Raw genomic sequence first — 24413 nt, forward strand, 5'->3', positions numbered from 1 at the left:
CCCGGCCTGTTCATGCTAGGCCGTATTCCGTGCTTCTTCAGTTCTTGTTGGATCTCTGCTGCACCGTATTCAGAGCCTCGGTCTGTATGGAAGATTAAACCTACCTCAGGCCTTCGGTTGCGTATCGCCATGCGCAACGATGACAGCGTCAGTGCAGCGGATTTCTCAGCCCCAAGTGACCAACCCACCACTCGCCTGGAGTAAAGATCGATAACAACAGCCAGGTAAAGCCAGCGTTGCCCCTGCCTGACATAAGTCAGATCCGCCGCCCAATGCTCATTACTCTTCATCGGCTTTGGCAGCTCTCTGCGTATATTTGGATGTCGAAGAAAGAAGCGGTGCAATCCAGCAAAGCGTCGGTATACCCTTGCACAACGCGCCCTAAGTCCATTTTCACGCATCAATCGGGCCACTCGCTTGCGGCTGGTATAAATTCCTTCTCGCTTAAGCGCCGCATGTATTCTCGGGCTTCCGTAAACTCCTCGGTTAGTTTCGAAGAGCTGCTTAATCCGGTGCTCCAGCACGCGGTCAACTAGGTAACGATGACTGACATCCCGTTGCTTCCATGCGTAGTAGCCCGCGCGCGATACATTGAGAAAGCGACACATAAGGGCGATTGGATACTGCCTCCGATAGGTGTCTATGAATCGGAACCTCGTCGGTTTTCTTCCGCTTCGAATCGTTGCCACTTTTTTAGCAGGTCGTTCTCCAGCCTAAGCCTGGCATTCTCTTTTTCGAGCGCAGCGATACGTTCGTTTTCACTGACGAAAGTTGGCTTCTTGATAAGCTTTTTACGACGATCGGACATGATTTTCCCTTCCCGATATTCCTTTCTCCAGCGGGACAACATGAAAGGATGAATACCCAATGACTCAGCAACTCCCTTCNGTCCCGCTTAAGTTGCTTGTTATGTGTTTAACATGCAAACTTTCCATTGCAGATTAAACTTAGCAAACCCCAAGATAATAAAACACAAAAATAACCTATACCACTTACTAAAGTCATTTTTATGAGTTCTAAGTTGTTTTCTTTTTTACGATTAGCCCAGAAAGCTAAGTTTCCAAATATTGCAGGGATTGGATATCCAAGGACAGATATCGCTAAACCGATAGTTAAAGGATTACTCATTGAACCAGGAGCATCAAAAAAGAATATGCTAGAGAAGGCTCCTAGAGGCCACGCAAATATCCCTATTGCAAATACCACGTTTAAAATACAAAGTATTATTTGCATCCATACCTCAAAAACACATAACGCTGAGTAGGTATACACGGGGTGTCTATCTGATTAAGGGAGCCATGTATACCTATCCCCCTTGTACCCCTATCCTACTTTTCAATAATCGTAACTTTCTATCTTATCCCACTGTTTCTACAGTTTTTATTTACTAGCTCACAAACTGCTCTGAAATAAGGGACCTACCATTTTGCTATGCAAATCACATGGACTTTCAAACAGTATTGGATTTTGATCCAGTAGAAATCTGCGCAAACCTTTTTTGGCTATGAAAAATAAAGGCCCGTTTAAGGGCCTCTATTTGGATTGGTGCTCTGCTATTAGCTGTTATCCGCTTCTACAGCATCGTAGAGACGGTCAAGGAAGTCAGGCACGGCACTGGTGATACGGTTCCAGCTTGGGATAAACGGTGTTTCTGACGGGTTATCCAGGAATGCTTCACCGGCGCGGGTAATACAGCGGGCAAATAGCTCAACCGCTTCCTCTTCGGCGTGGCGATCCAGGCTCAGGCCGTTGATCTTGGCGTCGTTGTAATAGTTTTCGATAAAGTCGAGCGCTTTACGGAAGTAGGTTGCTTTCAGGCTGCGGAAGGTACCAGAGTCAAACACATGACCCTGAGTCGCCAGCTTACGCATCATGGCTTTGGAGATATCGGTGGCCATTTTCGCCAGTCCGGCATCGTGGTCATCAACCGACAGCTTCTGATGTTTATGATCGTAAACGTCAGCAATATCCACCTGACACAGGCGGTTGGTGTTGTAGTTGCGGTATACCTCGGACAATACGCCGATCTCCAAACCCCAATCGCTTGGAATTCGCAGGTCGCGCAGTACGTCGGCTTGCATAGAGAACTCACCGGCCAGGGCATAACGGAAGCTGTCCAGGTACTCCAGATAGTCGTCATAACCACAGATCTTCTTCAGCGCTTTGATCAGTGGCGTCACCAATAAGCGGCAGACGCGGCCATTGAGCTTGCCATCGGCCCAGCGCGAGTAGTACCCCTTACAGAACTCGTAGTTAAAGGTGGGGTTGGCCACCGGGTAGATCAGGCGCGCCAGCATTTCACGCTGATAAGTGACGATATCGCAGTCGTGCAGTGCCACGGCTTTACCGCGACCAGATGCTAAGACATAACCAAAGCAATACCACACGTTACGGCCTTTACCCGGTTGTTCCGGTGCCAGCCCTTTGTCGACCAACAGTTGGTCGAGGGCGCGCAGGCGAGGACCGTCATTCCAAAGAATACGGTGGTGCTGCGGCAAGCGGGAGAAGTAGCTTTTGGCGTGCTCAAACTCCTCTTTACTGGCGCGGTCGAGACCGATCACCACTTCATTGAGGTAGGTGGCGCCTCGCAGTTCTTCGACAATATTGTCCAGTGCCGGGGCCTGTAGCTCGGAATAAAGTGATGGCAACACAAGTGACATCGGACGCTGGCGAGAGAAGCTTGCCAGTTCCTGTTCCAGCTCATCCAGTGGCCTTTGGGTCAGGTTATGTAGCGTGGTCACCAGACCATTTTGGTAGAAATCAGCCATGCATGAATTCCTTCTCGGAGTGTGAATTTAGAATTTCGTTTATCAGTTGGTGCATTACAACTTGCCAGCCCTTTGGGCCTTGGGCTGGCGCAATTTCAATTCGTTTACCCTGCGGGTTTAACTGTCCACCTTTGGCGTCGGGGATCACCACGCCAATATCGGCAGTTTCCAGCATCTTCAGGTCGTTCTGACTGTCGCCCAGTGCCACTGAGTATTGGGTCAATGCTGGGAACTTGCGTTGAAAATGTGGCGTCAGCCATTCGATGGCGGAGCCTTTGTCGACATACCCCATCACGTGCAGGAAGCGGCCACCGGCCAGGATGCGAAGGCCGAAGGGCTGTAGCTGTGCTTTGAGCTGAGCCAGCGCCTCTTCGCTGTCATGCCATAACATGGGCTCGCTGGCCTGACGTTGTTTCGCCAGTGTGGCATCAGCCAAGGGTAGCTCAGTACACTCGGCCACCTGTTCGGGGCTCATATCACTGAAACCAGTGAATTGGTAGCCGTGCTCTGTTCTGAGTTGATGCAGTACCTTGGTGATGGTGTCGACTGAGGGGCCCAGATGCTGGATCACATACTGTTGGTCGCCGTCAGCTACGCGTTTGGTTTGTGCCTGATCCAGCCAGGGAAAGTAACCCTGAGGAATACACAAAGTACTGCCATTTTCAGTAATAAAGGGGTGGTGGTTGTCCAACTGTTTACGTAGCTGAACCACTTCAGCAAAGGTCTTGCTGGTGTTCAGTAGCAATGGACAATGCGCCCTGGCTAACGCGGAGATGGCTGGTTGGGCGGGGGCGAAACTATAATTGTGATGGTCGAGCAGGGTGCCGTCTAAATCGGTATAGACGATAAGCTGCGTCTGGGGTTTATCGATAAATCACCTCCACGTCAGGGCCTCAACAAAGCATTCGATTGACCTGAACCTTTTCGAAGCTGTGGTCCGCTCCTAAATGAAAGCAGATATCTGCGCTTTCGGGTAAGGTTTTCAGGGAATGTTGCGTCAATCTTTGGTAATGCATCAGGAATCGGGCCAGGGCTTGGTCATCCATGACACCGGATTGCTGTCCGACTTTCTTTTCCAGTTTCTGTTCTTGTTTTCCGCGCCACTCTTTGACTGCTTCCAGACCGGGCACTTTCAACATCAGCAGTGCATCGATACGGTTAAACAGCTCTTGATAAGGGCCTGCCAGCTGGTCGTTAACATAGCGGCGCCACTTGCCATCACTGTCCTCTTCACGCTCCAACTTGTTAATGGGGATCGCAAGGGAGGCTTCGCCCTGTGGCGGCGTTCCCACACACCAGCCTTCAAAGATCACCAGATCTACCGGCCCTTCGCAGGTGGGCCAGGCTTCCATCGGTGCACGATCATCCACCCCTTTGTTAAAACTGGGCAGATAGGTCGCTTCGTTGGCGCGCAATGTGCGCAGACGGTTAAGTAGTTCAAGACCCATCGACACATCATGAGTACCTGGCACGCCACGGGTGGCGAGCAGTGGGTGTTGGTTTTTGCCCAACAGATGGCGATGGCCCCTGGTGAGATAGATATCGTCCAGTGAGAAACCCACGGTGCGCAGGTCGAATCCTTTCTCCATCACTAACTTTAAGAAAGTGCAGAGGGTAGATTTACCACTGCCCTGGCCACCGTTAACACCCAGCACAAAACAGAGTTTGCCCTGCAGTAATCGCTGGCGGGAGATCCATTCACCCAATGGCAGGTAAACTTCGGAAAGGAGATCGCTGTAACTGGCTGGCAAAGCAAGATCTTCAACCAGTTGATTGAATGGGCCGGAAAGCTTTTCCAGCAACGCCTGATGACGCTCGCTGGTCAGCGGAGATTGGGGCCAAATTTGCGAAACTGACATGCTTTTCCTTTTATGCACCAATAAAGCGCACGTCTCTCAACCCTGCCATTGACGTGGTCAAATTTGGTGCAAAGCGCCTCTTTTTGACCTCTATTCAAAGATTATTGCAGGTTGAATGCCAGCTTGCGTGAAACTTTCTGTATACCCCGGAATTATACGAAGCGACTCAGTATCGCAGCGCCTGTTTCTGTCATGCCCATTTGGATGATGTAGCTGATAGCAACGATACCCGCGGCAAGATAGAGTTTGGTATCAAGGATCAGGGAGAAGAATACGGCTGATCCAAACAGGATAGCGGCAGGTGAAGACCAGTCCGGCAGGTCTACCAAGCCCACAACTTCTGTCATGCTGCAACACACTGCTGCGGCGATAATACAGGGGAATACCGAACGGCGGCCGGCCTTTAACAGGTTCGCTGTTAAAAAAATTGGGAAAAAATAGAGGCAACCTATGATGGTCGCTTCCAATACTACACCCATGACAGCGTCTCCTTAACGTGCTTCGAACTCATACGCCTCTTTGCGTAAGCATGCTCACTTTAAGGAAATGTTTTAGGGTGCCAAGAAGATCATTCGACCAGTGTGAAGCGAGACACTAATTTATTTTGGTAAGTGACCATTTCTGTGAACATGGCGAATGGGCGCACCCATAATTTTTGGTCGCCATATAGTGGTCGATATAACACCATCCACTCTTCGGTTTCACTGTGTTTAGCCAGATCTAACACCTGATATTCACCACCCTTAAAGTGGCGATAACGACCCGGTGGCAGATCCGGCTGAATTTGCGAGGGGCTACTCAATGTCGAGCGGCTCAGCCGACAGCAGGATACCAGTGGTGTCAGCGTATAGATGATCTTCTGGCAGGAAAGTTACACCGCCGAAGTTGACCGCGACGTCGCTGTCGCCAATGCCTTCACCGTCGGCGCCTACTGGGATAGAAGCCATCGCTTGAATGCCAATGTCATATTCGCCAAGGGCGTCAACATCGCGCACGCAACCGTAAACCACAATGCCTTCCCAGCCGTTGTCGGTCGCCGTTTCGGCAATTTCTGCGTCGAGCAAGGCGCGGCGCAGTGAGCCACCACCATCAACTAACAGGACGCGGCCAGCGCCATCCTCCTGTACGGCTTCTCGCAGCAGGCCATTGTCTTCAAAGCACTTGATTGTGCTGATTTGACCACCAAAAGAGCTTCGGCCCCCGTACGACGCAAACATGGGTTCGACGACATCGACGGAATCTAAGTAGATATCGCACAATTCCGAGGTGTTGTACTCCATAACAGTCTCCTTGATAGACAACGGCTTTTTACAAAAACGGTCGCCGATGAGTATAAGCGGCTTTGTATTTCAATGCGATGTTCCCTCACAAATCACTGGAACATTTTGATTTGGTACAAACCGGATTCAGTTCTCTGGCCTTGCAGGGCGTATGCCAGCTCCCTTTTCCATCCGCGCATAACAAATAGGCACTGACCGTGGTCATGGCCTATTTGCCAGTGCCTATTTGCTACGGACTATTTACTAGCGCCTATTCGTTAGCGCTCAATTGTCTGGGATTAGTCGCAAGGCTCGGCGACCACGACTGTCTGCCCTGGCAGCTCTGTTGATGCTGTTAACTTGCCGGCGACAGTTTGGCCTGGCCAATGGTCTATCACCTGCCAGCAACCTTCCGCGGCACTACCCAGGGCCTTGGCCGTTGATGCGTAGTTCAGCACTACCAGGCGTTCTTGTTGAGGCAGGCTGCGCGTAAAGGCAAACAAGTGGGCAGTGTCGGTATCAACAGTGGCGAACTTTCCGGTTTGCAGTGCCGCCTGATTGTTGCGTAGCGTGATCCAGTGGCGATAGTTGGCCAGCAGCGAATCATCACGCTCCAATTGGTCTGCCACGTTATGGGTTTCCACATTGTTGGCCAGTGCCCGGAACGGCTCAACCGAGCTAAAGCCAGCATTGACAGGATCAGCCGTCCAGCTCATGGGCGTACGCAAGCGATGATCAGGATCCGGGTCCTTGATATCGCGGCTATGGCCAATGCCAATCTCTTCCCCGTAATAGATGAAAGGCGTGCCGGGCAGTGTCAGCAGGGTTGCTGCGGCCATCCGGTAGCTGTCTTCATCCCCCTTGAGCTGCTGGATGATGCGTCCGCCAGCAAATGAATCGTGATTCGCCAAAAGGGTGGCGTAGTTTTCCATGGGAACACCGTCAACGCGATCTATCAAGCGCTGTTTGGTTTTGCCAAATTTGGCGCTGGCCAGAATGCTGCCTTGCAAGCCAAAGTAGAAGGCACTGCCGCAGGATTTTGCAGTCTGGCTTGGGCCGTCGGGGTTTTCACACACCATATAACGATTAGGATATTCGTGAACTATGGGGCGGATCGAGTTGGCGAGGAAGGTGTGGTTATCACTTTGGTTGAGCATACCGCTGGCGCCGTTTTCGAACAACGTGCCTACTGCGTCAAACCGGAAGCCATCAACACCCAGGTTGAGCCAGTAGCGCAGGTTGTTTTGATGGAAATTGACCACGTCCGGATTACGCAGATTGAAGTCCGGCATCTGGTCCCAGAAGATCCCGTAGTAATAACCATTTTTTCCAGGGTGCCAGGTATCGCTACCACCCCAGTTCTTCCAGCTTTGGTGCTCGTTTCTCCAAACGTACCAGTCACGCTTTCCTGCGCGATTGGCATCGGAGTCTAAAAACAAAGGATTCTGCGCCGCACTGTGGTTGATCAGGTAATCGATAATCACGCCAATACCACGGGCATGGGCCTCTTTTAAGAAGCGCTGAAAATCCTCCTTGGTGCCGTAATCGGGTTCAACCTTGCGGTAGTCGGTGACGGCGTAGCCATGGTCACGATCCTGGCTCTGCATCATCGGCATCAGCCAGATCCCTTTGACTCCCAGAGATTGGATGTAATCAAGTCGTGATGTCAGGCCGTTAAAGTCACCGATGCCATCACCATCGCTGTCCTGATAGCCACGCACATAGATCTCCATAAATACGGCGTGTTTGTGCCAGTCCTCAGGCAAGCCATTATCGGTGGGCTTGGCGTCAACATGGCTTAGATCCAGAGCGTCGCTAAGACCCGGGCTGTTATCAACCGGTGCTGGCTGTTGGCAGGCGGCTAAAAAAGGTAACAACAGGGCTGCGAAAATAGTGCGAGGTGAAAAAATGCGGTGCATGTGCGTTCTCCATCACTGATCGGAGCTGAGCATGTGGCCTAACCCAAAGGCACACAAGCCTTATCGCTTAACCCTATGAATCAGCGCACATTATTTTTGTCTGTCAGTAGAACCAAAATTACACGCTCAATTCGAGCAAAAAATAAACAGAATGATTGAAATCTAGACTTCTTGTTTTTGTCATCTGAATGTCATGCAACCCCCATAGCTTGGTCGGCAATCTAGCTGGAGGTGCATCATGAATATCGTGAGCCTGAAGCAATTCGATGAAAGACTGTTTGTAAGGTTGTCAGCGGCGACTCGCTGGCCTGGAATGTTAACTCTTAGCCGTTGGTTATCTAAAACTGGCGACGGCTATTGGTATCCTTTAGTTGGGTTGATGGCGTGGTGGCTATTTCCTGACCGTGGCACCGCATTTCTGGTGGCGACACTTACCGCCTTTCTGGTTGAACGTCCGCTTTATTGGTTGCTAAAGAATGGGTTTAAACGCAATCGCCCTGCCCAAGCGATGATTGGCATAGCTGCGGTCGTTAAACCCTCAGACCAGTTCAGTTTACCTTCCGGGCACACTGCCGCGGCTTTTGTTATGGCGACCATGCTCAGCCACTTCTTTCCGGAAACCACATGGTGGGCCTATGGCTGGGCATGTCTGGTTGGTGGTTCGCGAGTGATGCTGCGTGTGCATTTCCCGGCAGACGTTGTGTGTGGCGCGGCATTGGGTTTGGCGGTGGCCACATCAGTGCTGGCGGTGGTTTAGGGGACATAGCTTTGTATCTAAAGCGGGTCCCGCTCAGAGAAAGAAGTATCAGGAAGTAGTGAATGAGAGTGTTGTATGGGATCCAAGGCACGGGGAATGGCCACATGACCCGTGCTCGCGCCATGGCGGGCGCACTGAGTTCTGCAAAAGTCGACGTTGATTATCTTGTCAGTGGTCGCCCTCGAGACCAACTGTTTGACATGGAGCCGTTCGGCGATTTTCGCTGTGTCGAAGGTCTGACATTCAGTTTCCACGAAGGAAAAATTGATATCTGGCGTACCATCAAAAACGCCAGCGTTCGGCAGTTATGGCGAGATATTAAGTCCGTTGACCTTAGCAACTATGATTTGGTGATCACGGACTTTGAACCGGTTACTGCCTGGGCCGCCAGGTTACAGAAGGTGCCCAGCCTGGCGCTCAGTCACCAAGCTTGTTTTCGCTACGATGTACCCAAACAGGGATATGACCTTGGTTCACGTTTGTTGATGAAAGGATTTGCGCCTGCATCGGAGCATGTCGGTCTACATTGGCATCATTTTAATCAATCTATCTTGCCACCGGTGATTGATACCTCCCACCAATCTCAACCTCCTATCGACGGTAAGATCGTGGTGTATCTGCCATTTGAAGAGCTACCGAAGATCCAGGCATTTCTGGAGACTCAGCCAGAAGCCGAGTTTTATTGTTATCACCCAGAGTTATCTGATGCATTGGATCAGAAAAACATTCACTGGCGTCCACTCAGCCGTGATGGCTTTGCTACAGATCTGCTTAATGCGCAGGGCGTGATCTGTAACAGTGGTTTTGAGCTACCGTCGGAGTCGCTGTTTCTGGGTAAAAAACTACTGGTGAAGCCGCTGCAGGGACAATTTGAGCAGGAATCCAACGCCTTGACGTTATCACAACTGTCGCTGGCGACTGTGATGGACCATTTGGATAGCAATGCGTTGGAGCGCTTTTTGCTGCTACCGGCTGCCGCGCCTATCCCTTACCCCGATGTGGCCGATGCGATTGCGGGTTGGATCGCAGATGGCCGCGAAACCAGCTTGAAAACCCTTGCCGGACAGTTGTGGCAGCAGGTTGGTAGTTAACAACATTGCGCAGTGGATGTTAGATGCAGGGCCCGCCGAATGGCGGGCCTTTTTGATCCGGCTGCTTGCCAGAGTTGGTGCTTCGGAGTAGCTTGTGCCAAGCTTTTTATTTTTCACATTAAGACAGGCATATGAAGCATACTGAGCAGGCCCTGCGGGTATTTGATCTCGAAGCAAAAGCGATTGCCGATCTCAAGCAACAGCTTGATGAAACCTTCGATCAAGCAATCGACTCCATTCTGAACAGCCGCGGCAAAGTGGTGGTTACGGGCATGGGTAAGTCTGGCCTTATTGGCAAAAAGATTGCTGCGACGCTCGCGAGTACCGGCACCCCCAGTTTTTTCCTGCATCCGGCAGAGGCTTGGCATGGTGACCTCGGCATGATTGAGCCGAATGATGTTCTGCTGGCTATCTCAAACTCCGGCGAGAGCGAAGAGCTGATTGGCCTGATTCCGTTTGTTCAGGCGCGCGGCAATATCCTGATTGCCATGACGGGTAACGTCGAATCTACTCTGGCACGCAATGCGAATTTTCATCTCTCGATTGCAGTGGAAGAAGAGGCCTGCCCGCTTAGTCTGGCCCCTACCTCCTCGACAACCGCAACCGTCGCCATGGGCGATGCAGTGGCCATCGCTCTGATGGTGGCACGCGATTTTCAGCCGGCAGATTTTGCTCGTTTTCATCCCGGTGGCAGCTTAGGACGCCGCCTGTTAACCCGAGTGAAGGACCTGATGCGTTCCGATGAGCTGCCTACGCTGCCAGCCAGTGCCTCAACCAAAGAGGTGATTCAGGTCGCCACCGAAGGTTGCCTGGGTGTGGCGATCGTGATGGATGGCGACGAACTGCTTGGCATTATTACCGATGGTGATATTCGCCGCGGCATCGAAAAATTTGGTGATGCTTTCCTCAAACAAACAGCAGCAGATTTGATGACCAAAGGCCCGCGTACCATCGCAACTACCGCCTCACTGCAAGAGGCAAGCGATGTGATGAATGAATACAATATCACTGTGTTGCTGGTGGTCGACAACGGCAAACTGGAAGGCGTTTTACAGCTGTATCAGTGCGAGCTTTAACTTTATTTCTCTAAAGGTCGGCGCCCTGCTTGCGCAGTTGGCGTCGTCCAAGCCATAAAATCAGCTGTTGCAGGGGATGCCTGTGGCCTCCAGGTCGCCAGCAGTGCGCCAACTTGTTGTGGTAGGCGTCAAACTGGAAACTGTGCGGTGCGGGTTTGACTGAACCCCGCTTCAAAATCAGTTTTAGCGTTTCGGTCGCAGCAACGCCGGCACACAGGTTACAACCCATCATGGTTGAGGGGCCCTTCCCTCCCGCTAAGTCGATCTTCTCTGGCATCACCAGATAGCCTCGATGCAAGGCATTGGGCGCCAGTCCTACGTAAAAGCGCAGATATTGCTCCAGCAGAGGCTGATCTGTCAGACCGAAATACTCATCAAACGGCATTGAATCAGGCAGAAAACTCAGCAGTGCCGTGCCCATACCCAATGGTGCTGCGGTCACTGCCGGAATACCCAGTTCACGACAGCGAGCAAACACTTTTCGACGTACAGGCAACACAAAGAAGTCGAGGCCGTCGACATAAACATCCGCCCCTTCGAGAAAAGCGTCAATCGAGTCAGCATCGACACCGCTTTCAAAGGTTTGTACATCCAGACCGGGATTAATCTGTTTTGCCATCTCGCCGAGCACCGTGACCTTTTCCCGGGTCAATGTGTCCATATTGGCGCCGATCTGGCGATTGAAGTTGGCCTGTTCGAAATGATCGAGATCGGCAATGTGAAACTTACCAATCCCTAGGCGTGTGAGCGTGAGCAAGTGAACTCCACCCACACCACCCATGCCCGCGATCGCAACACGGCTTTGGTTCAGAACTTCCTGTTCCTCAGGCGTTACCCAACCAATATTGCGGGAGAACGCCTGGTGGTAATCAAATGTGGTCATTGCAGTGTCGGGCAGAAAGGTACCAGCGTTACTTGATGATTCAGCTGCTGTTTGATCAGGTCATACAGCTCGGCCACCTCTTTCGACAGATACCGGGTCAGCTTTTCTTGAGGCAGAGCGTAGAGCGCCCGAGTGCCATGGTACTCCATCGCTTCACCTGCCTGTTCGAATGGCAGACCGAATCGCATCAGGTGGCGTTGCAAGCGAGGTTCCATCATCACAAACACACACTGGTGATGACAGATGTCTACCAGCGCAATCGCGGCCAGATAAAGGCCTATGGCGATATTGGGAAAGTTACGGCGTTCTTCCTCGGTGAAGGCCCGGGGCGTTGAGTTTTCATTGAGAACAAACGGCTTACCTTTTTCATCCCGTCGGCGCCTGAAGGTATCAGGTACGGCCAGACGACTGATTTCGCCAAAGGTGCCGCGCTCCAGGTCGGCCGGGTTAATCACTTCTGGCCAGCAGCTCTCCATGCAGTGTTGTTCAAAGGGCAGTTTGGATTGACTGGCGTGCACGGGGGGGATCACCAGACGAATAGTGCCCGCATATTGACCGCTGGTTCTGTGCTCAAGCAGACAGACATGGGAGTATGGGTCGCAGGTGTCTGTTTCCATCTCCTGGCTGTTACAGGGCTCCCAGCCGAGTTCCTCGGCGTATACCTGGTGCCTGATCCGATAAGCAAAGTTACGCATTGCAGAACTTTTGGCGTACTTGATTCCAAAATATCGGTCGAAGTTATCAGCTAAAGTTGTCACACCCATGATCTGGTCCTTCTTGTCATGCCCACCTGATAGGTATAGCCAAAATGTGAGGGTTTGGTTAAAAACTGACTGATATATAAGGAAAGATGGGGCATGGCCCAAAATTTAAGCCTAAACTTCTGTTAACGTTGTCAGAATTGCTAATCTCTCGGCCATCTCGGCCGATAGCCACATAGAAAATAATGTAAGAACTGGAGTCGCTGACATCATGACCATTAGCCAGAAATTGAAGTTAAATATGGCCATCAGTGTGCTGGGTGCGCTGCTACTGGCGCTGGGCGGTGTATGGGCCATCGGTAAGGTTCAGCAGCTTGAACGGGCGCTGGTTGCGGTCGAAGAGCTGAATAGCTCTATGCTCACGTTACGACGACATGAAAAAGATTTTCTTGCCCGAAAACTGGAAAAGTATGAGGGCAAATTCGTTGCAGAGGTCAACGACTTCAGGGCGTTGAATACAGAGCTTTACGGGCTGATTGATGATGACACCCTGCACGCAGAGGAAACCCAGCTCGCCAGCATTATTGACGAATATGAAAAACTGTTTATTGCTCTGGTTGCTCAACAAAGAGTGATGGGCTTTGACCACAAGAGTGGTTTAAACGGTGAGCTTCGAGCGGCAGTTCACAGTGCAGAAAAGCTGCTTTTCGCGCAAAAGAGCTATGAACTGGCGGCCGATATGCTTCAACTGCGTCGCAACGAAAAAGACTTTATGTTGCGAAGCGATGCCAAGTACCTGGATAAATTTGCCCAAAATATGGCACAGCTGCGCAAAGATCTGGCAGGCAGCTCGTTGTCTTCGGGTGTGAAAGGACAGCTGTCGAAGCTACTGGATGCTTATGAGCAGAAATTCGGGGCTTATGCTGCAGGCGCCCAGAAAATGGGCCTGGACCAGAACAGCGGCATTCGTGGCGAATTGCGCAGTGTGATCCACCAGAGTGAAACCATTCTCAAACAATTGCAGGAAGACCTGAAACCCAAGATTGCGGATAGAATCTCGACGGTCAATGGCATGCTGATTGGCTTCGCCATTATTATTGTCGCCATCATCCTGTTCCTCAGCCTGCAGATCGGTCGCGCTATCAACAAGCCGGTGCAAGCCCTGATGAACGCCACCCGCAAAGTGGCAGACACCAATGACCTGACCCTTCGCGTTGACGTTGATGAGAAGAACGAGCTGGGTGCGGTTAGTGAGAACTTCAACCATATGATGGAAAACTTCCGCGCCTTGATTGTGGATGTGAATGGTGCGGTGCAATCGTTAAATCAGGCCACCGAGCAACTCTCAGCGAACTCCGATCGCACGCTGGACGGCATGCAGCATCAGCTCTCTGAGACCGACATGGTTGCTACCGCAGCAACTGAGATGGGTGCGACCATTGATGAGATCGCTAAAAACACTGAGATGGCAGCTGCTAATGCAGAAGAAACCAATCGAAATGCTGAGGCTGGGCGGTCCGAAGTAGATGCTACCGTAAACCGTATTCGTAGCTTGTCCGAGCGCCTGGTAGAGAGTTCTGATGTGGTATCTCAGTTGGAACATGACAGCGAAACCATCGGTTCGGTACTGGATGTGATCCGCGGCATTGCTGAACAAACCAACTTGCTCGCGCTTAATGCCGCCATTGAGGCGGCTCGTGCGGGCGAGCAAGGTCGAGGCTTTGCTGTGGTGGCCGATGAAGTGAGAAACCTGGCCATGCGTACTCAGGAATCGACACAAGAGATCTCAAACATCATCGAAAATCTGCAGGCCCGTACCCACGATATCGTGGGTTTGATGGGCAGCTGTCGTGAAGAAGGTATGGGCAGTGCTGAGCAGGCGGAAACTGCCGGTGAATTACTGGGGCAGATCACTGCCGATGTGACTCACATTATGGATATGAGTACGCAGATCGCGACGGCCATTGAAGAGCAAAGTCATGTGGCCGCAGAGGTTAATCGTAACGTGACTAATATCCGGGATATTGCTTCTCAGTCGGTCGAAGACAGCAATGATAATGCGCGCGCCACCAATGACGTGGCAAAACAGGCGGCTCACCTGAGTGAGTCAATTTCAGCCTTTAAGGTTTAAAAAATGTGCGCCAGGCCAGTACTGGCGCGGAATTTTCGTGATTTTTTTCCCATTATCGAGTAAATAAGGCAGATGCGGCTTGCTTCCAAGTCGCTTTTGCTTCATTAATTCCCAGAGAGTTGGCGCAACCGTCAGTTTACTAATAACAACGAGGACACTTTCCAATGAACAAAACTGAGCTGATCGACAAGATTGCCGAAGGCGCAGACCTGAGCAAAGCTAAAGCAAAAGACGCACTGGACGTGCTGCTGGCTTCTGTTACTCAAAGCCTGAAAGAGGGCGACCCAGTACAACTGGTTGGCTTCGGTACTTTCAAGATCTCTCACCGTGCAGCTCGCACTGGCCGTAACCCACAAACTGGTCAAGAGATCCAGATTGCTGCGGCTAACGTGCCTGCTTTCACTGCTGGTAAAGCTCTGAAAGACGCTGTAAACGACTAATCTCGTTTTTGCGGAAAAAAAGGCAGCCTCAGGGCTGCCTTTTTTGTTATGTACAGGAAGTACGGTATGTCGCGGGCGCACGGACGCGCAGGAGCGACGATGTACAGGAAGTACGGTATGTCGCGGGCGCACGGACGCGCAGGAGCGACGATGTACAGGACGTACGGTATGCCGCGAGCACATAGTACCCAATACACTTCGTGGGGCATGCATATGTGCAGGAGCGGCGATACCCAAAGCGCACGCTGTGTAAAGGAAGTAGGGGCGAAAGCTGCTCCCCGCATTTTCGGAGTTTTTGCCATCTTCGGCTGTATTATGGTGCGAATGCATAGGTGATTGACCCATTGGTGACTGCCAGCGTTAAGGTTGCTGAAATGAAATTAGTAAAGTTGATATATCTGCTGTTTGTACCACTTTTTTTTGGATGCAAATCATCGGGGCATATTTCAGATATCGAGGAGTTTGAGAAAACCCTCGAAGAGCCCAACGTGTTTGTGTATCACTTTCTGGGTAATAGTGACGAGTCTTTTAAAATTCCCCATGCGCTTTACATTGAAGGGATAAAAATTGGACTGTTGAACCGAGATGGATATTACAGCTTTAAGGCCTCTCCAGGTAGATATCGATTCTCATTGAGAGAGCCGGTACTTCAAGCATTTGACGAGTTATCCGTCACCCTAGAGGTTAAGGAGGGGGAAACATATTACTTGAGTTACAATCATGTTTGGGTTGAACCTGAGCTGGGACACAATGCGCTAAACGATGCCTTGCATATGTATACGGCCGTTAACTTAGCCAGAGTAGACTCTGGCATTGGTTCTGTTGAGCTCGCTAAAACGGGTCCATTGATGGAAAGCTCAACCGTTATTGTGGCCAGACTTGATTGCGATAAATCTAAAACCCTTAGACCCACGCGACAAGATTTGATTAATTGCAAATGGTAGCTGGGAGCGGTTAGTCCTCTTGTTGGGTGACAGCCTTTCTGTAATCTGGTAATTAGACACTACTAATGCAAAAGACGGCGTCAGCCGCCTTTCTGCTTCGCTCTAACCCTATTGCCAATTACCAAAAAGAGCCCTTTTCAGACTCAATGCAGACTTCAGCCCTTAAATCGACTTTTATTCGCATTCGTATCAACAAGCTGTTTGAGCTTTTTGTGGTTTCAGTGATCATTATCTCGGCGCTGCTGGTGGGTGCGAAAACCTATGATATGCCGACCCGAATGGTCGTCTTGATGCGCTTTCTCGATTGGTTTATCAGCGCGTTCTTCCTGGTTGAGATTACTATTCGCTTTCTCGCGGAACATCGTAAGCGGGATTTCGTAAAAAGCTTCTGGAACGTCTTTGACACGCTTATTGTCTTGGTCAGCCTGATCCCCGCGGAAAACGCCGAACTGGCAGTGATAGCGCGATTGGTGAGGGTGTTCCGGGTACTGCGGATGGTGTCATTTATCCCAGAACTGCGGGTGCTGCTGGTATCGCTAGTCAAAGCCCTGCCGCAGCTGGGTTACGTGATGCTGCTGATGTTTATCATCTTCTATATTTATGCCGCTATCGGCAGCACCTTATTTGAAGCGATTAATCCGAATTTATGGGGTGACATTACCATCAGTCTGTTGACGCTGTTTAGGATCATGACCTTCGAAGACTGGACCGACGTCATGTACGAGACCATGGAGGTCTATCCGCTGAGTTGGATCTTCTATCTGACCTTTATCTTCCTGTCGGCGTTTGCGTTCCTGAATATGGTGATTGGCATTGTGGTGAATGTGATGGAGCAAGAGCATGCTAACGCCAAGGCGGAAGCCGAGCAGGAGAGCGGTGAGCCTAATCTGAAAGATATTCAGCAGCAGTTGAATCAGATGCAGCAAACGATGAAGCAGTTGGCGCAGAAGAAATAATGCTTGGTAAAGCAGACGGACGAGAAGAACCGGAATTAGAAAAGCCTATTAATCACTAAATTTTACATTCACCGCAATTAACGGCTCTCTGCTCGCTTTTGCTGCCGAGAGCCGGTCCAGATAATCTTGCCAGAGTTTGTCGCAGTCTCTGCCTAAGATGTAGAGCAACTGCCAGGGATAAATCCCGGTATCATGGCCATCATCAAACACCAGCTTGACGGCGTAGTTGCCGACGCGTTCGATGGTGGAGATATTCACCTCGCGCTTGTTGGTGACCAGCTTGGGTTTACCATGCCCCTGTACTTCCGCTGAAGGGCTGCTTACACGCAGCAGCTCACAGGGAATATCAAACGCAGCGCCATCATCAAAACGCACTGTCAGAAGCCGTTCTGAACGTTGGAGCTTGATACCTGTGAGCTGAGGTCCTGGCATATGCTGTCTTAAACTATCGATTTAGAGAATAAACCGGCTCAGATCTTCATCTTCTACCAGCGCTTCCAGATGGTCGCTAACGTAAGTGTCATCGATAACGATTGCATCGCCCTGCTTGTCTGATGCGTCGTAGGAGATCTCCTCCATCAGACGCTCCATCACGGTATGCAGACGACGCGCACCGATGTTCTCAGTAGTTTCATTCACCTGCCACGCGGCATCTGCAATTTTCTTGATGCCCGCTTCGGTAAATTCTACGGTGACACCTTCCGTCGCCAACAGGGCGCGATACTGTTCGGTTAACGAGGCTTTTGGCTCGGTCAGAATGCGGACGAAATCTTCGCTGCTCAGCGCGCCAAGCTCTACGCGGATTGGCAAACGGCCTTGTAGCTCTGGGATAAGATCAGAGGGCTTGGCCATCTGGAATGCGCCAGAGGCAACAAACAGGATATGGTCGGTTTTGACCATGCCATGTTTGGTGTTGACCGTACTACCCTCGACCAATGGCAGCAGATCACGCTGCACACCTTCGCGGCTTACATCAGGACCTGAGCTGTCTCCACGCTTACAAACCTTGTCGATTTCATCGATAAAGACGATACCGTTCTGCTCAACCGCTTCCAGTGCTTTCTCTTTCAGCTCTTCTGGGTTGACCAGTTTGGCGGCTTCCTCTTCGATCGCCATCTTCATCGCTTCTGCGACTTTCAGTTTACGCTTCTTACCTTCGGTACCACGGCCTGCGATGTTCTGGAACATGCTCTGCAGCTGATTGGTCATATCCTCCATGCCTGGAGGCGCCATGATCTCAACACCTACCTGTGGTTGGGCGATCTCGATTTCAATCTCTTTATCGTCCAGTTGGCCTTCACGCAGCTTTTTGCGGAAGACTTGGCGGGTATTGCTGTCCTGTGCTTCTGGTTCGCCAAACTGGTTGCGTGGCGGTGGCAGCAGCGCATCGAGAATACGCTCTTCAGCCAGCTCTTCGGCGCGGTGTTTGAACTTCTCTGTTTCTTGCTCGCGCACCATTTTTACGGCCATATCGGTCAGGTCGCGAATGATGCTCTCAACCTCTTTACCGACGTAACCGACCTCGGTGAACTTAGTGGCTTCGACTTTGATAAACGGTGCGTTTGCCAGTTTGGCCAAACGGCGGGCAATCTCGGTTTTACCGACACCCGTGGGGCCGATCATCAGAATGTTTTTTGGCGTGACTTCCTGGCGTAACTCTGGGTCGAGTTGCATACGACGCCAGCGGTTACGCAGCGCAATGGCAACGGCACGCTTGGCATCATCCTGACCAATAATATGGCGGTCCAGTTCGTGGACGATTTCTCTTGGGGTCATTTGTGACATGGGATAATCCTGTAGATTAACAACGCCTATTAGGCGTCGTTACCATCAATCTCTTCGACAGTGTGGAAGCTGTTGGTGAATACGCAAATGTCGCCGGCAATGGTGAGTGCTTTTTCGGCGATCTCTTTGGCTTCCAACTCGGTGTTCTCAAGTAGCGCCAAGGCTGCTGCTTGGGCAAAGGGGCCACCGGAGCCAATGGCGATCAGATCGTGTTCGGGCTGAACCACATCACCATTACCGGTAATAATTAGAGAGCTTTCGCTGTCAGCGACAGCGAGCAGGGCTTCGAGTCGGCGCAGAGCGCGGTCAGAGCGCCAGTCTTTGGCCAGCTCAACGGCCGCTTTTTGAAGATGGCCTTGGTGCATCTCCAGCTTGGCTTCAAAACGTTCAAATAGGGTAAAGGCATCTGCGGTACCGCCAGCAAAACCGCCGATCACGCGGTTGTTATAGAGGCGGCGAACTTTGCGAGCATTGCCTTTCATTACGGTGTTGCCGAGGGAAACCTGGCCGTCGCCTGCAATCACGACTTTGCCATTCCGGCGGACAGAAACAATAGTGGTCACAGAAGGGTCCTCTGGTGAGGCGGCCTGATGCCGCCTTTTCGTTATAGAACCCTATTTGGGGATGGCGCAGGGTTAAATCAACCCTGCCATTTCCAGATCTTACAGGTGCGAATACCGATGCGAGCTAACACGTGGCGATCTTTTTCTGCTTGGCGTTTGCGCTCGTAGGGGCCCATCACCACTTTATACCAAGTACCGGATTTTCCTTCTGAGCGTCGGACCATGGCCTCTTTACCCTGAAAGGCGATTTTTGCCTTCATTGCATCGGCCTGGCTTTGGCTCCGGAACGAGGCGCACTGCATTTGATAAGGGCCTTGGCTCTCTTCAGGAGGAGGCAAGTCCACAACGACCTCTTTGTTCTCAAGCTCGTCTATGTATTGCCAATCTTCCTGCGGTTTAGGTGGCAAAGGATCGTCATTTTGCTTCGGTCGTGTGACCGGCTTGGGCTGCGGTTTAGGCTTAGGTTCAGCAACGACTTCGGCTGGTTGACGCTCAGCGCTACCATCGAGTTGCATCAGCAGGTAACCGAATGCTGAAATCAGCGCAGCCGCGATCAGCATCGCCAGATAAGGCGGCTTCTTCGCTGGTGGCGTTGGCTTTTTGCTGGCCCGCCCCTTCGTTGCGGGTGAACGACGGGGCTTGGGCTTACTGCGGTGGGCGTAGTCCTTCGGCACGGATTACATCTTCTCCAAGGTTTTAATACCCAGTGTATCTAAGCCAAGTTTCAAGGTCTTTGCAGTGGCCGCACACAATTGTAAGCGGCTTTGTTTAACCTCGGCGGCAACATCATCTTTGTTTACCGGGCAGGCTTCGTAGAACGACATAAAGTTGCCTGCCAGCTCAAACAGGTAAGCACACAACAGGTGCGGCGTACCCTTATTGGCAACACTTTGGATGATGTCGTTAAATTGAACCAGCTTGTTGGCCAGCGTTTCTTCTGCCGCTTCGGTCAGGTTGACCTCGCCAGTCAGCGCGTCAGCTGACACACCGGCTTTGCGGAAGATTGACTGAATACGGGTATAGGCATACTGCAGGTATGGGGCGGTGTTGCCTTCGAACGCCAGCATGTTGTCCCAATCAAAGATGTAGTCGGTGGTGCGATTCTTCGACAGGTCAGCGTATTTGACGGCACCAATGCCTACAGCATCGGCGATCTCAACCAACTCTTCATCGGTCAGATCCGGGTTCTTGCTGCGAACCAGGTCGCGAGCGCGTTGCTGTGCTTCGTCCAGCAGGTCGGCCAGTTTTACCGTGCCACCTGAGCGGGTTTTAAATGGCTTACCATCTTTACCCAGCATCATGCCAAAAGCGTGGTGCTCCAGGCTCATCTGCTCTGGGATATAGCCAGCTTTGCGGACAATGGTCCAGGCTTGTTGCAGATGCTGTGCCTGACGAGAATCGATAAAGTAGAGCACACGATCGGCGTGCAGCTGCTCGTGGCGGTATTTAGCACAGGCGATATCTGTGGTGGTGTAGAGGTAACCGCCGTCGCGCTTCTGGATGATCACACCCATGGGGTCGCCATCTTTGTTTTTGTACTCTTCGAGGAATACCACCACAGCGCCATCGTCTTCGACTGCCAACCCTTTGGCTTTCAGATCGGCAACAATCTCAGCGAGCATCGGGTTGTACAGGCTCTCGCCCATGGTGTGGCTGCTGTTAAGAGACACATTGAGGCGGTCGTAGTTTTTCTGATTCTGTTCCAAGGTGACCTGAACCAGCTTCTGCCACATTTCACGGCACCATTCGTCACCGCTTTGCAGCTTAACGACATAGCCGCGAGCTTTTTCGCCAAAGGCTTCGTCACTGTCGTAGCGCAATTTGGATTCGCGGTAGAATTTTTCCAGGTCAGATAGCTCTGAGTTCACTGCTTCTGGCTGTTCCGCCTGCAGCTCTTCCAGGTGGGCGATCAGCATACCGAACTGGGTGCCCCAGTCACCAATATGGTTAGCACGGATAACTTTGTGGCCCAGAAACTCCAGGGTGCGCACCAGCGCATCGCCGATGATGGTTGAGCGGATGTGGCCGACGTGCATCTCTTTGGCTACGTTAGGCGCAGAGTAATCGACCACGATGGTCTGGGCGTTGTCAGCCGCTGGCACGTTGGCACGAGGATCTGCGACGATCTCACTGATCTGCTTGGCCAGGAAGCCGCTATCAAGGAAAAAGTTGATAAAACCCGGTCCGGCGATCTCCACTTTGGATACGCGGTCAGACGAAGGCAGCTTGGCAATAATGGTCTCTGCCAGTTGGCGAGGATTCATCTTGGCTGGTTTTGCCAGCATCATTGCCAGGTTGGTAGCCAGGTCACCGTGGCTCTTGTCGCGGGTACGATCCACCTGGATGCGCGGTGTGGCATCGGCAGGGATCACCTGTTCTGACTTAAGCGTTTCAACGGTTTGTGCAAGCAATGCTTCAATATGCGCTTTCATTCTGGACCTGTGGACTGAGCTGGTGTGACAAGCAAAGCAGGCATTGTAATCGTTTGTATGGGTGACAGACAAACGCCACGTGCCTGAATGGCCGTATAATGGGTCAATAAATGATGAAGTTTTTGTCAGGAGAGAGCAGCTAGATGCGGATGGCGTTTGTGGATCTGGAAACAACCGGCGGTGTTGCAGTGCGTGACCGCATCATCGAGGTGGCCATTGTCGTGACTGAGGATGACAAAGAGGTGGCGCGCTGGTCCAGCCTGGTGGACCCTGAGCAGAGCCTGTCACCTTTTATTGTGGACTACACCCATATCACCGATGAGATGCTGAAAACTGCGCCGCTGTTTGCGGACGTCGCCGATAGGGTGGCCGAGTTAACAGAAGGGGCGCTGTTTGTTGCCCATAACGCCCGATTTGACTACGGCTTTTTGAAAAATGAGTTTCGCCGCTTAAAGCGGCCCTGGCAGGCGACGGCACTATGCACGGTTAAGCTGTCACGCAAGCTCTACCCGGAATTCAACAAACATAACCTCGACGCCATTATCGCCAGACATGATCTGCCTAAAGTCGAGCGCCACCGCGCCATGGGAGATGTGGATGCGATGCTGTCGTTCTTCCGTCACGCCCGCCAGCACCATGGTGAGGAAGTGATGGATCAGGCGGTGGCTGACCTGACCCGCCGTCCCAGTTTGCCGCCGGGCCTGGACCCGGATATTTTCGAGCAGCTGCCTACGGCCCCCGGGGTGTATCGCTTCTTTGATGAAGATGGTTTGCTGATTTATGTCGGCAAAAGCGTGAATTTAAGTCAACGTGTGTTGAGTCATTTCTCCGGCCATCATCAATCACAGAAAGGCCACCGTATGACAGAACGGGTACGTCACATTGAATGGACCCAAACCGCCGGTGAGTTGACTGCGTTACTGACCGAGCTTAGTGAAGTTAAGACTCACCAACCGTTTTTTAATCGCCAGTTAAAGCCGGTGAAAAAGGTGATCAGTTATGTGCAGCAAGCCGATGAGCAGGGGTATCTGCGTATGGTGAATCAGCATGGGGTCGATCCGCTGACAATGCCGCATCACTTTGGTTTGTTTCGCTCGCAACGTCAGGCGCAAAAAGCACTGGCCGGATTAGCCGAGTCTCATCAGCTTTGTTTACGGGTGTTGGGATTGGAGGAGGGTGAAGGTGCGTGTTTTGCCCACCAGCTTGGTGACTGCAAAGGCGCGTGCTGCGGAGAAGAGCCGGCAGAGATGTGGAATCTGCGGCTGAATCTGGCACTCAACAGTATGAAGTTGATGGATTGGCCGTGGGATGAGCCCATGGTGATCTGTGAGCATGACACCTTTTCTGATCTGATGGGCTTTCATCTCATCGATCACTGGGTTTTGCTACAAAGTGCATTCAATGCAGCAGACATAGAGGCGCAAACCCTGGTTGATGCAATGGACGCGGGTCACCCCGGTTTTGAGCTGGATACCTATCGATTGTTAACCAGCCACGTAATGGGTGGCGGCAAAAAATTTCGCATGGTGCCTCTTTCTCAGTTCATCACAACCGGCTTTCAGTCAGCGACTACCAATTAAAATTGCTAGCCCTAGCACTGACCTTGGGATTGGCTCTTCCTGAACTACTAACTATCTGCTTGTAGATAGTAGCCGCTTCTAACTCAGCTAGCTCAGAGAATGGCAGCTCGTTGCACACTTGCCACGATCAGACCATCAAAGTCCAACCCTTGCCTGAGGCATGGGGTATCGAAGATGGCAGAGTCAGCGGTAGCCTGGCCTACTTGGCGTTCTTCGAAGACTTTGTGCCGGTTGCCCCGGCTAATGACCAGTACGTCATCTGTTATGCTTTTCTATATATGCCAGAAGACAGCGGCGATTCGGGAGATTAGTTCTTCCACGGCGATATCTTCACGTTTAACCTGATTCTTGAATAAGGTGAACCGGGTGGTCCGCTGAGGGTTGTTTGCGCTCGGGGCCAAATCACGGCCCCGACGCTGGATCCTTATCGGAAAACCCTATCTGCCAGACAGCAACTACATTGCCGTGATGATGTTGTGTCTGTAATGCTGAAAGAACGTCAATGAAGTATGCGAAAAACCGTAAGATACATGCGTGAGTGGGACTTCATCTTGCCGAAGAATAAGCTCGCTACGATCTTCGGGGTCACAGCTATATTCCAAGGCGCCAGGGGTAATGGTGTGGGCACTGGCCTGTTGGTCTGGTGAAAAAACATAATAGAATTCTTGGCACACTTCGTCGGTTTCGGTCACAAATCCAGGCTGGATCACCTCAATAGCCGTCAAAGGCAGACCAGATGACCACGCGATATTCAAGGTATCCACCGCCGGGTTATATGCTTCGATGATGTGTCCGTCTAGCGTCACGTCCAAAAGTTCAGGGACAACAAAATCGATCGTCCTGGTTTCACCATTGAGCGTCAGTTCAATGTTGGCCTGTCTGGCCGATTGAGTGTTCACGGGGATGTACACCGAATAGGTCAGAGTCTGACCAAACAGTTGCGGATCCCTGTGGTGAGCGAGATCAAATACCTGATCTTCGACCGTCAGGATGAACTCGCCATCCTGAACTCTTATCTCAAGGCCGTCTGCATTGGCGAGCCTGATCTGAAAATCCAGACCATCTCCGTGTACAGGTTGAGACGAAAGGTGCCAGTGATATTCGTTGGATTTCACTCTGACATCAATGACCAACTCTTCGTCCAGTTCTACTTCTTTTGAGTCCTTGGAACCGGAGCAGCCTGTCATCATAAAAACTGTGATCAGCGGATAAAGTAACCAACGCATAAGAAAGCATCCTTGTTTCTGCAATAAACTGTAGAGGAATTTG

26 protein-coding genes and 1 pseudogene are annotated in these 24413 nt (G+C 51.5%); 9 read left to right on the plus strand and 18 right to left on the minus strand.

Going from position 1 to position 24413, the window contains the following annotated elements; all coding sequences use genetic code 11:
• The 10 genes and pseudogenes from ABEA14_RS05510 to ABEA14_RS05550 all read right to left on the minus strand — a co-directional run.
• Positions 1-689, minus strand: a 689-nt coding sequence (locus tag ABEA14_RS05510; RefSeq protein WP_425557244.1) for an IS3 family transposase, incomplete at its 3' end; no start/stop codon positions are given.
• A pseudogene (locus tag ABEA14_RS19335) lies at positions 641-874 on the minus strand (transposase); the annotation flags it as partial. The gene ABEA14_RS05510 and the pseudogene ABEA14_RS19335, both read right to left, overlap by 49 nt.
• A gap of 41 nt (positions 875-915) precedes the next feature.
• On the minus strand, positions 916-1233 hold the full coding sequence (locus ABEA14_RS05515) for a hypothetical protein (RefSeq protein WP_345338882.1): 318 nt from the start codon (positions 1231-1233) through the stop codon (positions 916-918).
• Between the two features lie 323 nt (positions 1234-1556).
• Positions 1557-2768, minus strand: a complete 1212-nt coding sequence (locus tag ABEA14_RS05520; protein WP_345338883.1) for a glycosyltransferase family protein — start codon at positions 2766-2768, stop codon at positions 1557-1559.
• Positions 2761-3639: an HAD-IIB family hydrolase gene (locus tag ABEA14_RS05525; RefSeq protein WP_345339407.1), complete on the minus strand. Its 879-nt coding sequence runs from the start codon at positions 3637-3639 to the stop codon at positions 2761-2763. The genes ABEA14_RS05520 and ABEA14_RS05525 overlap by 8 nt, the downstream gene beginning before the upstream one ends.
• 22 nt (positions 3640-3661) lie before the next feature.
• The gene (locus ABEA14_RS05530; protein WP_345338884.1) at positions 3662-4627 is read right to left on the minus strand and encodes a kinase; all 966 of its coding nucleotides are present in this window, start codon (positions 4625-4627) and stop codon (positions 3662-3664) included.
• Between the two features lie 152 nt (positions 4628-4779).
• Positions 4780-5106, minus strand: a complete 327-nt coding sequence (locus tag ABEA14_RS05535; protein WP_345338885.1) for a hypothetical protein — start codon at positions 5104-5106, stop codon at positions 4780-4782.
• 89 nt (positions 5107-5195) lie between these two features.
• Positions 5196-5429, minus strand: coding sequence for a DUF1653 domain-containing protein (locus tag ABEA14_RS05540; protein WP_345338886.1), 234 nt, complete (start codon positions 5427-5429; stop codon positions 5196-5198).
• A complete protein-coding gene (gene rraA, locus ABEA14_RS05545; protein WP_345338887.1) occupies positions 5422-5907 on the minus strand; it encodes a ribonuclease E activity regulator RraA in 486 nt (161 codons plus the stop codon). The genes ABEA14_RS05540 and rraA overlap by 8 nt, the downstream gene beginning before the upstream one ends.
• 278 nt (positions 5908-6185) lie before the next feature.
• Entirely contained in the window at positions 6186-7805 is a 1620-nt protein-coding gene (locus tag ABEA14_RS05550) for an alpha-amylase family glycosyl hydrolase (protein WP_345338888.1), read from the minus strand.
• A 238-nt stretch (positions 7806-8043) separates the two neighbouring features.
• Here ABEA14_RS05550 and ABEA14_RS05555 point away from each other — a divergent pair, with 238 nt between their 5' ends.
• From ABEA14_RS05555 to ABEA14_RS05565, 3 genes are all read left to right on the plus strand, one after another.
• The gene (locus ABEA14_RS05555) at positions 8044-8562 is read left to right on the plus strand and encodes a phosphatase PAP2 family protein (RefSeq protein WP_345338889.1); all 519 of its coding nucleotides are present in this window, start codon (positions 8044-8046) and stop codon (positions 8560-8562) included.
• Between the two features lie 62 nt (positions 8563-8624).
• Positions 8625-9653 (plus strand): MJ1255/VC2487 family glycosyltransferase, encoded by a 1029-nt coding sequence (locus ABEA14_RS05560; protein WP_345338890.1) that lies wholly within the window; start codon positions 8625-8627, stop codon positions 9651-9653.
• 131 nt (positions 9654-9784) lie between these two features.
• A complete protein-coding gene (locus ABEA14_RS05565; protein ID WP_345338891.1) occupies positions 9785-10729 on the plus strand; it encodes a KpsF/GutQ family sugar-phosphate isomerase in 945 nt (314 codons plus the stop codon).
• A gap of 10 nt (positions 10730-10739) precedes the next feature.
• Here ABEA14_RS05565 and ABEA14_RS05570 read toward each other — a convergent pair whose 3' ends face one another.
• Together ABEA14_RS05570 and ABEA14_RS05575 are read right to left on the minus strand one after the other, a co-directional pair.
• On the minus strand, positions 10740-11612 hold the full coding sequence (locus ABEA14_RS05570; RefSeq protein ID WP_345338892.1) for a ThiF family adenylyltransferase: 873 nt from the start codon (positions 11610-11612) through the stop codon (positions 10740-10742).
• Positions 11609-12376, minus strand: coding sequence for a PEP-CTERM/exosortase system-associated acyltransferase (locus ABEA14_RS05575; protein WP_345338893.1), 768 nt, complete (start codon positions 12374-12376; stop codon positions 11609-11611). Before ABEA14_RS05575 ends, ABEA14_RS05570 begins: the two co-directional genes overlap by 4 nt.
• Before the next feature lie 208 nt (positions 12377-12584).
• Here ABEA14_RS05575 and ABEA14_RS05580 point away from each other — a divergent pair, with 208 nt between their 5' ends.
• The 4 genes from ABEA14_RS05580 (at position 12585) to ABEA14_RS05595 (ending at position 16784) form a co-directional block, all read left to right on the plus strand.
• Positions 12585-14444, plus strand: a complete 1860-nt coding sequence (locus ABEA14_RS05580) for a methyl-accepting chemotaxis protein (RefSeq protein ID WP_345338894.1) — start codon at positions 12585-12587, stop codon at positions 14442-14444.
• 164 nt (positions 14445-14608) lie between these two features.
• The gene (locus tag ABEA14_RS05585; RefSeq protein ID WP_345338895.1) at positions 14609-14884 is read left to right on the plus strand and encodes an HU family DNA-binding protein; all 276 of its coding nucleotides are present in this window, start codon (positions 14609-14611) and stop codon (positions 14882-14884) included.
• A gap of 374 nt (positions 14885-15258) precedes the next feature.
• Entirely contained in the window at positions 15259-15828 is a 570-nt protein-coding gene (locus ABEA14_RS05590; protein ID WP_345338896.1) for a hypothetical protein, read from the plus strand.
• Between the two features lie 146 nt (positions 15829-15974).
• Positions 15975-16784, plus strand: a complete 810-nt coding sequence (locus tag ABEA14_RS05595) for an ion transporter (RefSeq protein WP_345339408.1) — start codon at positions 15975-15977, stop codon at positions 16782-16784.
• A 48-nt stretch (positions 16785-16832) separates the two neighbouring features.
• On the opposite strand, the gene ABEA14_RS05600 is transcribed toward ABEA14_RS05595, so the two are convergent.
• The 5 genes from ABEA14_RS05600 to argS all read right to left on the minus strand — a co-directional run bounded on the left by ABEA14_RS05600 (position 16833) and on the right by argS (position 21564).
• Positions 16833-17216: a gamma-butyrobetaine hydroxylase family protein gene (locus tag ABEA14_RS05600; RefSeq protein WP_345338897.1), complete on the minus strand. Its 384-nt coding sequence runs from the start codon at positions 17214-17216 to the stop codon at positions 16833-16835.
• Positions 17217-17237: 21 nt separating this feature from the next.
• Positions 17238-18569: an ATP-dependent protease ATPase subunit HslU gene (hslU, locus tag ABEA14_RS05605; RefSeq protein WP_345338898.1), complete on the minus strand. Its 1332-nt coding sequence runs from the start codon at positions 18567-18569 to the stop codon at positions 17238-17240.
• A 29-nt stretch (positions 18570-18598) separates the two neighbouring features.
• Entirely contained in the window at positions 18599-19132 is a 534-nt protein-coding gene (gene hslV / locus ABEA14_RS05610; RefSeq protein WP_345338899.1) for an ATP-dependent protease subunit HslV, read from the minus strand.
• A gap of 77 nt (positions 19133-19209) precedes the next feature.
• The gene (locus tag ABEA14_RS05615; protein WP_345338900.1) at positions 19210-19806 is read right to left on the minus strand and encodes an SPOR domain-containing protein; all 597 of its coding nucleotides are present in this window, start codon (positions 19804-19806) and stop codon (positions 19210-19212) included.
• Between the two features lie 3 nt (positions 19807-19809).
• Positions 19810-21564, minus strand: coding sequence for an arginine--tRNA ligase (gene argS, locus ABEA14_RS05620; protein WP_345338901.1), 1755 nt, complete (start codon positions 21562-21564; stop codon positions 19810-19812).
• A 143-nt stretch (positions 21565-21707) separates the two neighbouring features.
• On the opposite strand from argS, the gene ABEA14_RS05625 reads away from it, so the two are divergent.
• Positions 21708-23144, plus strand: a complete 1437-nt coding sequence (locus ABEA14_RS05625) for an exonuclease domain-containing protein (RefSeq protein ID WP_345338902.1) — start codon at positions 21708-21710, stop codon at positions 23142-23144.
• Positions 23145-23293: 149 nt separating this feature from the next.
• On the plus strand, positions 23294-23455 hold the full coding sequence (locus ABEA14_RS05630; protein WP_345338903.1) for a hypothetical protein: 162 nt from the start codon (positions 23294-23296) through the stop codon (positions 23453-23455).
• A gap of 144 nt (positions 23456-23599) precedes the next feature.
• On the opposite strand, the gene ABEA14_RS05635 is transcribed toward ABEA14_RS05630, so the two are convergent.
• A complete protein-coding gene (locus tag ABEA14_RS05635; RefSeq protein WP_345338904.1) occupies positions 23600-24370 on the minus strand; it encodes a hypothetical protein in 771 nt (256 codons plus the stop codon).
• Positions 24371-24413 lie beyond the last annotated feature (43 nt).

The sequence above is a fragment of the Corallincola platygyrae genome (assembly GCF_039544265.1).
In the GTDB taxonomy this organism is placed as follows: domain Bacteria; phylum Pseudomonadota; class Gammaproteobacteria; order Enterobacterales; family Neiellaceae; genus Corallincola; species Corallincola platygyrae.

Coding starts and splice junctions, on each gene's coding strand:
- ABEA14_RS05515 (WP_345338882.1), bottom strand. CDS start 1,233: ATGCAAATAATACTTTGTATTTTAAACGTGGTATTTGCAATAGGGATA.
- ABEA14_RS05520 (WP_345338883.1), bottom strand. CDS start 2,768: ATGGCTGATTTCTACCAAAATGGTCTGGTGACCACGCTACATAACCTG.
- ABEA14_RS05530 (WP_345338884.1), bottom strand. CDS start 4,627: ATGTCAGTTTCGCAAATTTGGCCCCAATCTCCGCTGACCAGCGAGCGT.
- ABEA14_RS05535 (WP_345338885.1), bottom strand. CDS start 5,106: ATGGGTGTAGTATTGGAAGCGACCATCATAGGTTGCCTCTATTTTTTC.
- rraA (WP_345338887.1), bottom strand. CDS start 5,907: ATGGAGTACAACACCTCGGAATTGTGCGATATCTACTTAGATTCCGTC.
- ABEA14_RS05550 (WP_345338888.1), bottom strand. CDS start 7,805: ATGCACCGCATTTTTTCACCTCGCACTATTTTCGCAGCCCTGTTGTTA.
- ABEA14_RS05555 (WP_345338889.1), top strand. CDS start 8,044: ATGAATATCGTGAGCCTGAAGCAATTCGATGAAAGACTGTTTGTAAGG.
- ABEA14_RS05560 (WP_345338890.1), top strand. CDS start 8,625: ATGAGAGTGTTGTATGGGATCCAAGGCACGGGGAATGGCCACATGACC.
- ABEA14_RS05565 (WP_345338891.1), top strand. CDS start 9,785: ATGAAGCATACTGAGCAGGCCCTGCGGGTATTTGATCTCGAAGCAAAA.
- ABEA14_RS05570 (WP_345338892.1), bottom strand. CDS start 11,612: ATGACCACATTTGATTACCACCAGGCGTTCTCCCGCAATATTGGTTGG.
- ABEA14_RS05575 (WP_345338893.1), bottom strand. CDS start 12,376: ATGGGTGTGACAACTTTAGCTGATAACTTCGACCGATATTTTGGAATC.
- ABEA14_RS05580 (WP_345338894.1), top strand. CDS start 12,585: ATGACCATTAGCCAGAAATTGAAGTTAAATATGGCCATCAGTGTGCTG.
- ABEA14_RS05585 (WP_345338895.1), top strand. CDS start 14,609: ATGAACAAAACTGAGCTGATCGACAAGATTGCCGAAGGCGCAGACCTG.
- ABEA14_RS05590 (WP_345338896.1), top strand. CDS start 15,259: ATGAAATTAGTAAAGTTGATATATCTGCTGTTTGTACCACTTTTTTTT.
- ABEA14_RS05595 (WP_345339408.1), top strand. CDS start 15,975: ATGCAGACTTCAGCCCTTAAATCGACTTTTATTCGCATTCGTATCAAC.
- ABEA14_RS05600 (WP_345338897.1), bottom strand. CDS start 17,216: ATGCCAGGACCTCAGCTCACAGGTATCAAGCTCCAACGTTCAGAACGG.
- hslU (WP_345338898.1), bottom strand. CDS start 18,569: ATGTCACAAATGACCCCAAGAGAAATCGTCCACGAACTGGACCGCCAT.
- argS (WP_345338901.1), bottom strand. CDS start 21,564: ATGAAAGCGCATATTGAAGCATTGCTTGCACAAACCGTTGAAACGCTT.
- ABEA14_RS05625 (WP_345338902.1), top strand. CDS start 21,708: ATGCGGATGGCGTTTGTGGATCTGGAAACAACCGGCGGTGTTGCAGTG.
- ABEA14_RS05635 (WP_345338904.1), bottom strand. CDS start 24,370: ATGCGTTGGTTACTTTATCCGCTGATCACAGTTTTTATGATGACAGGC.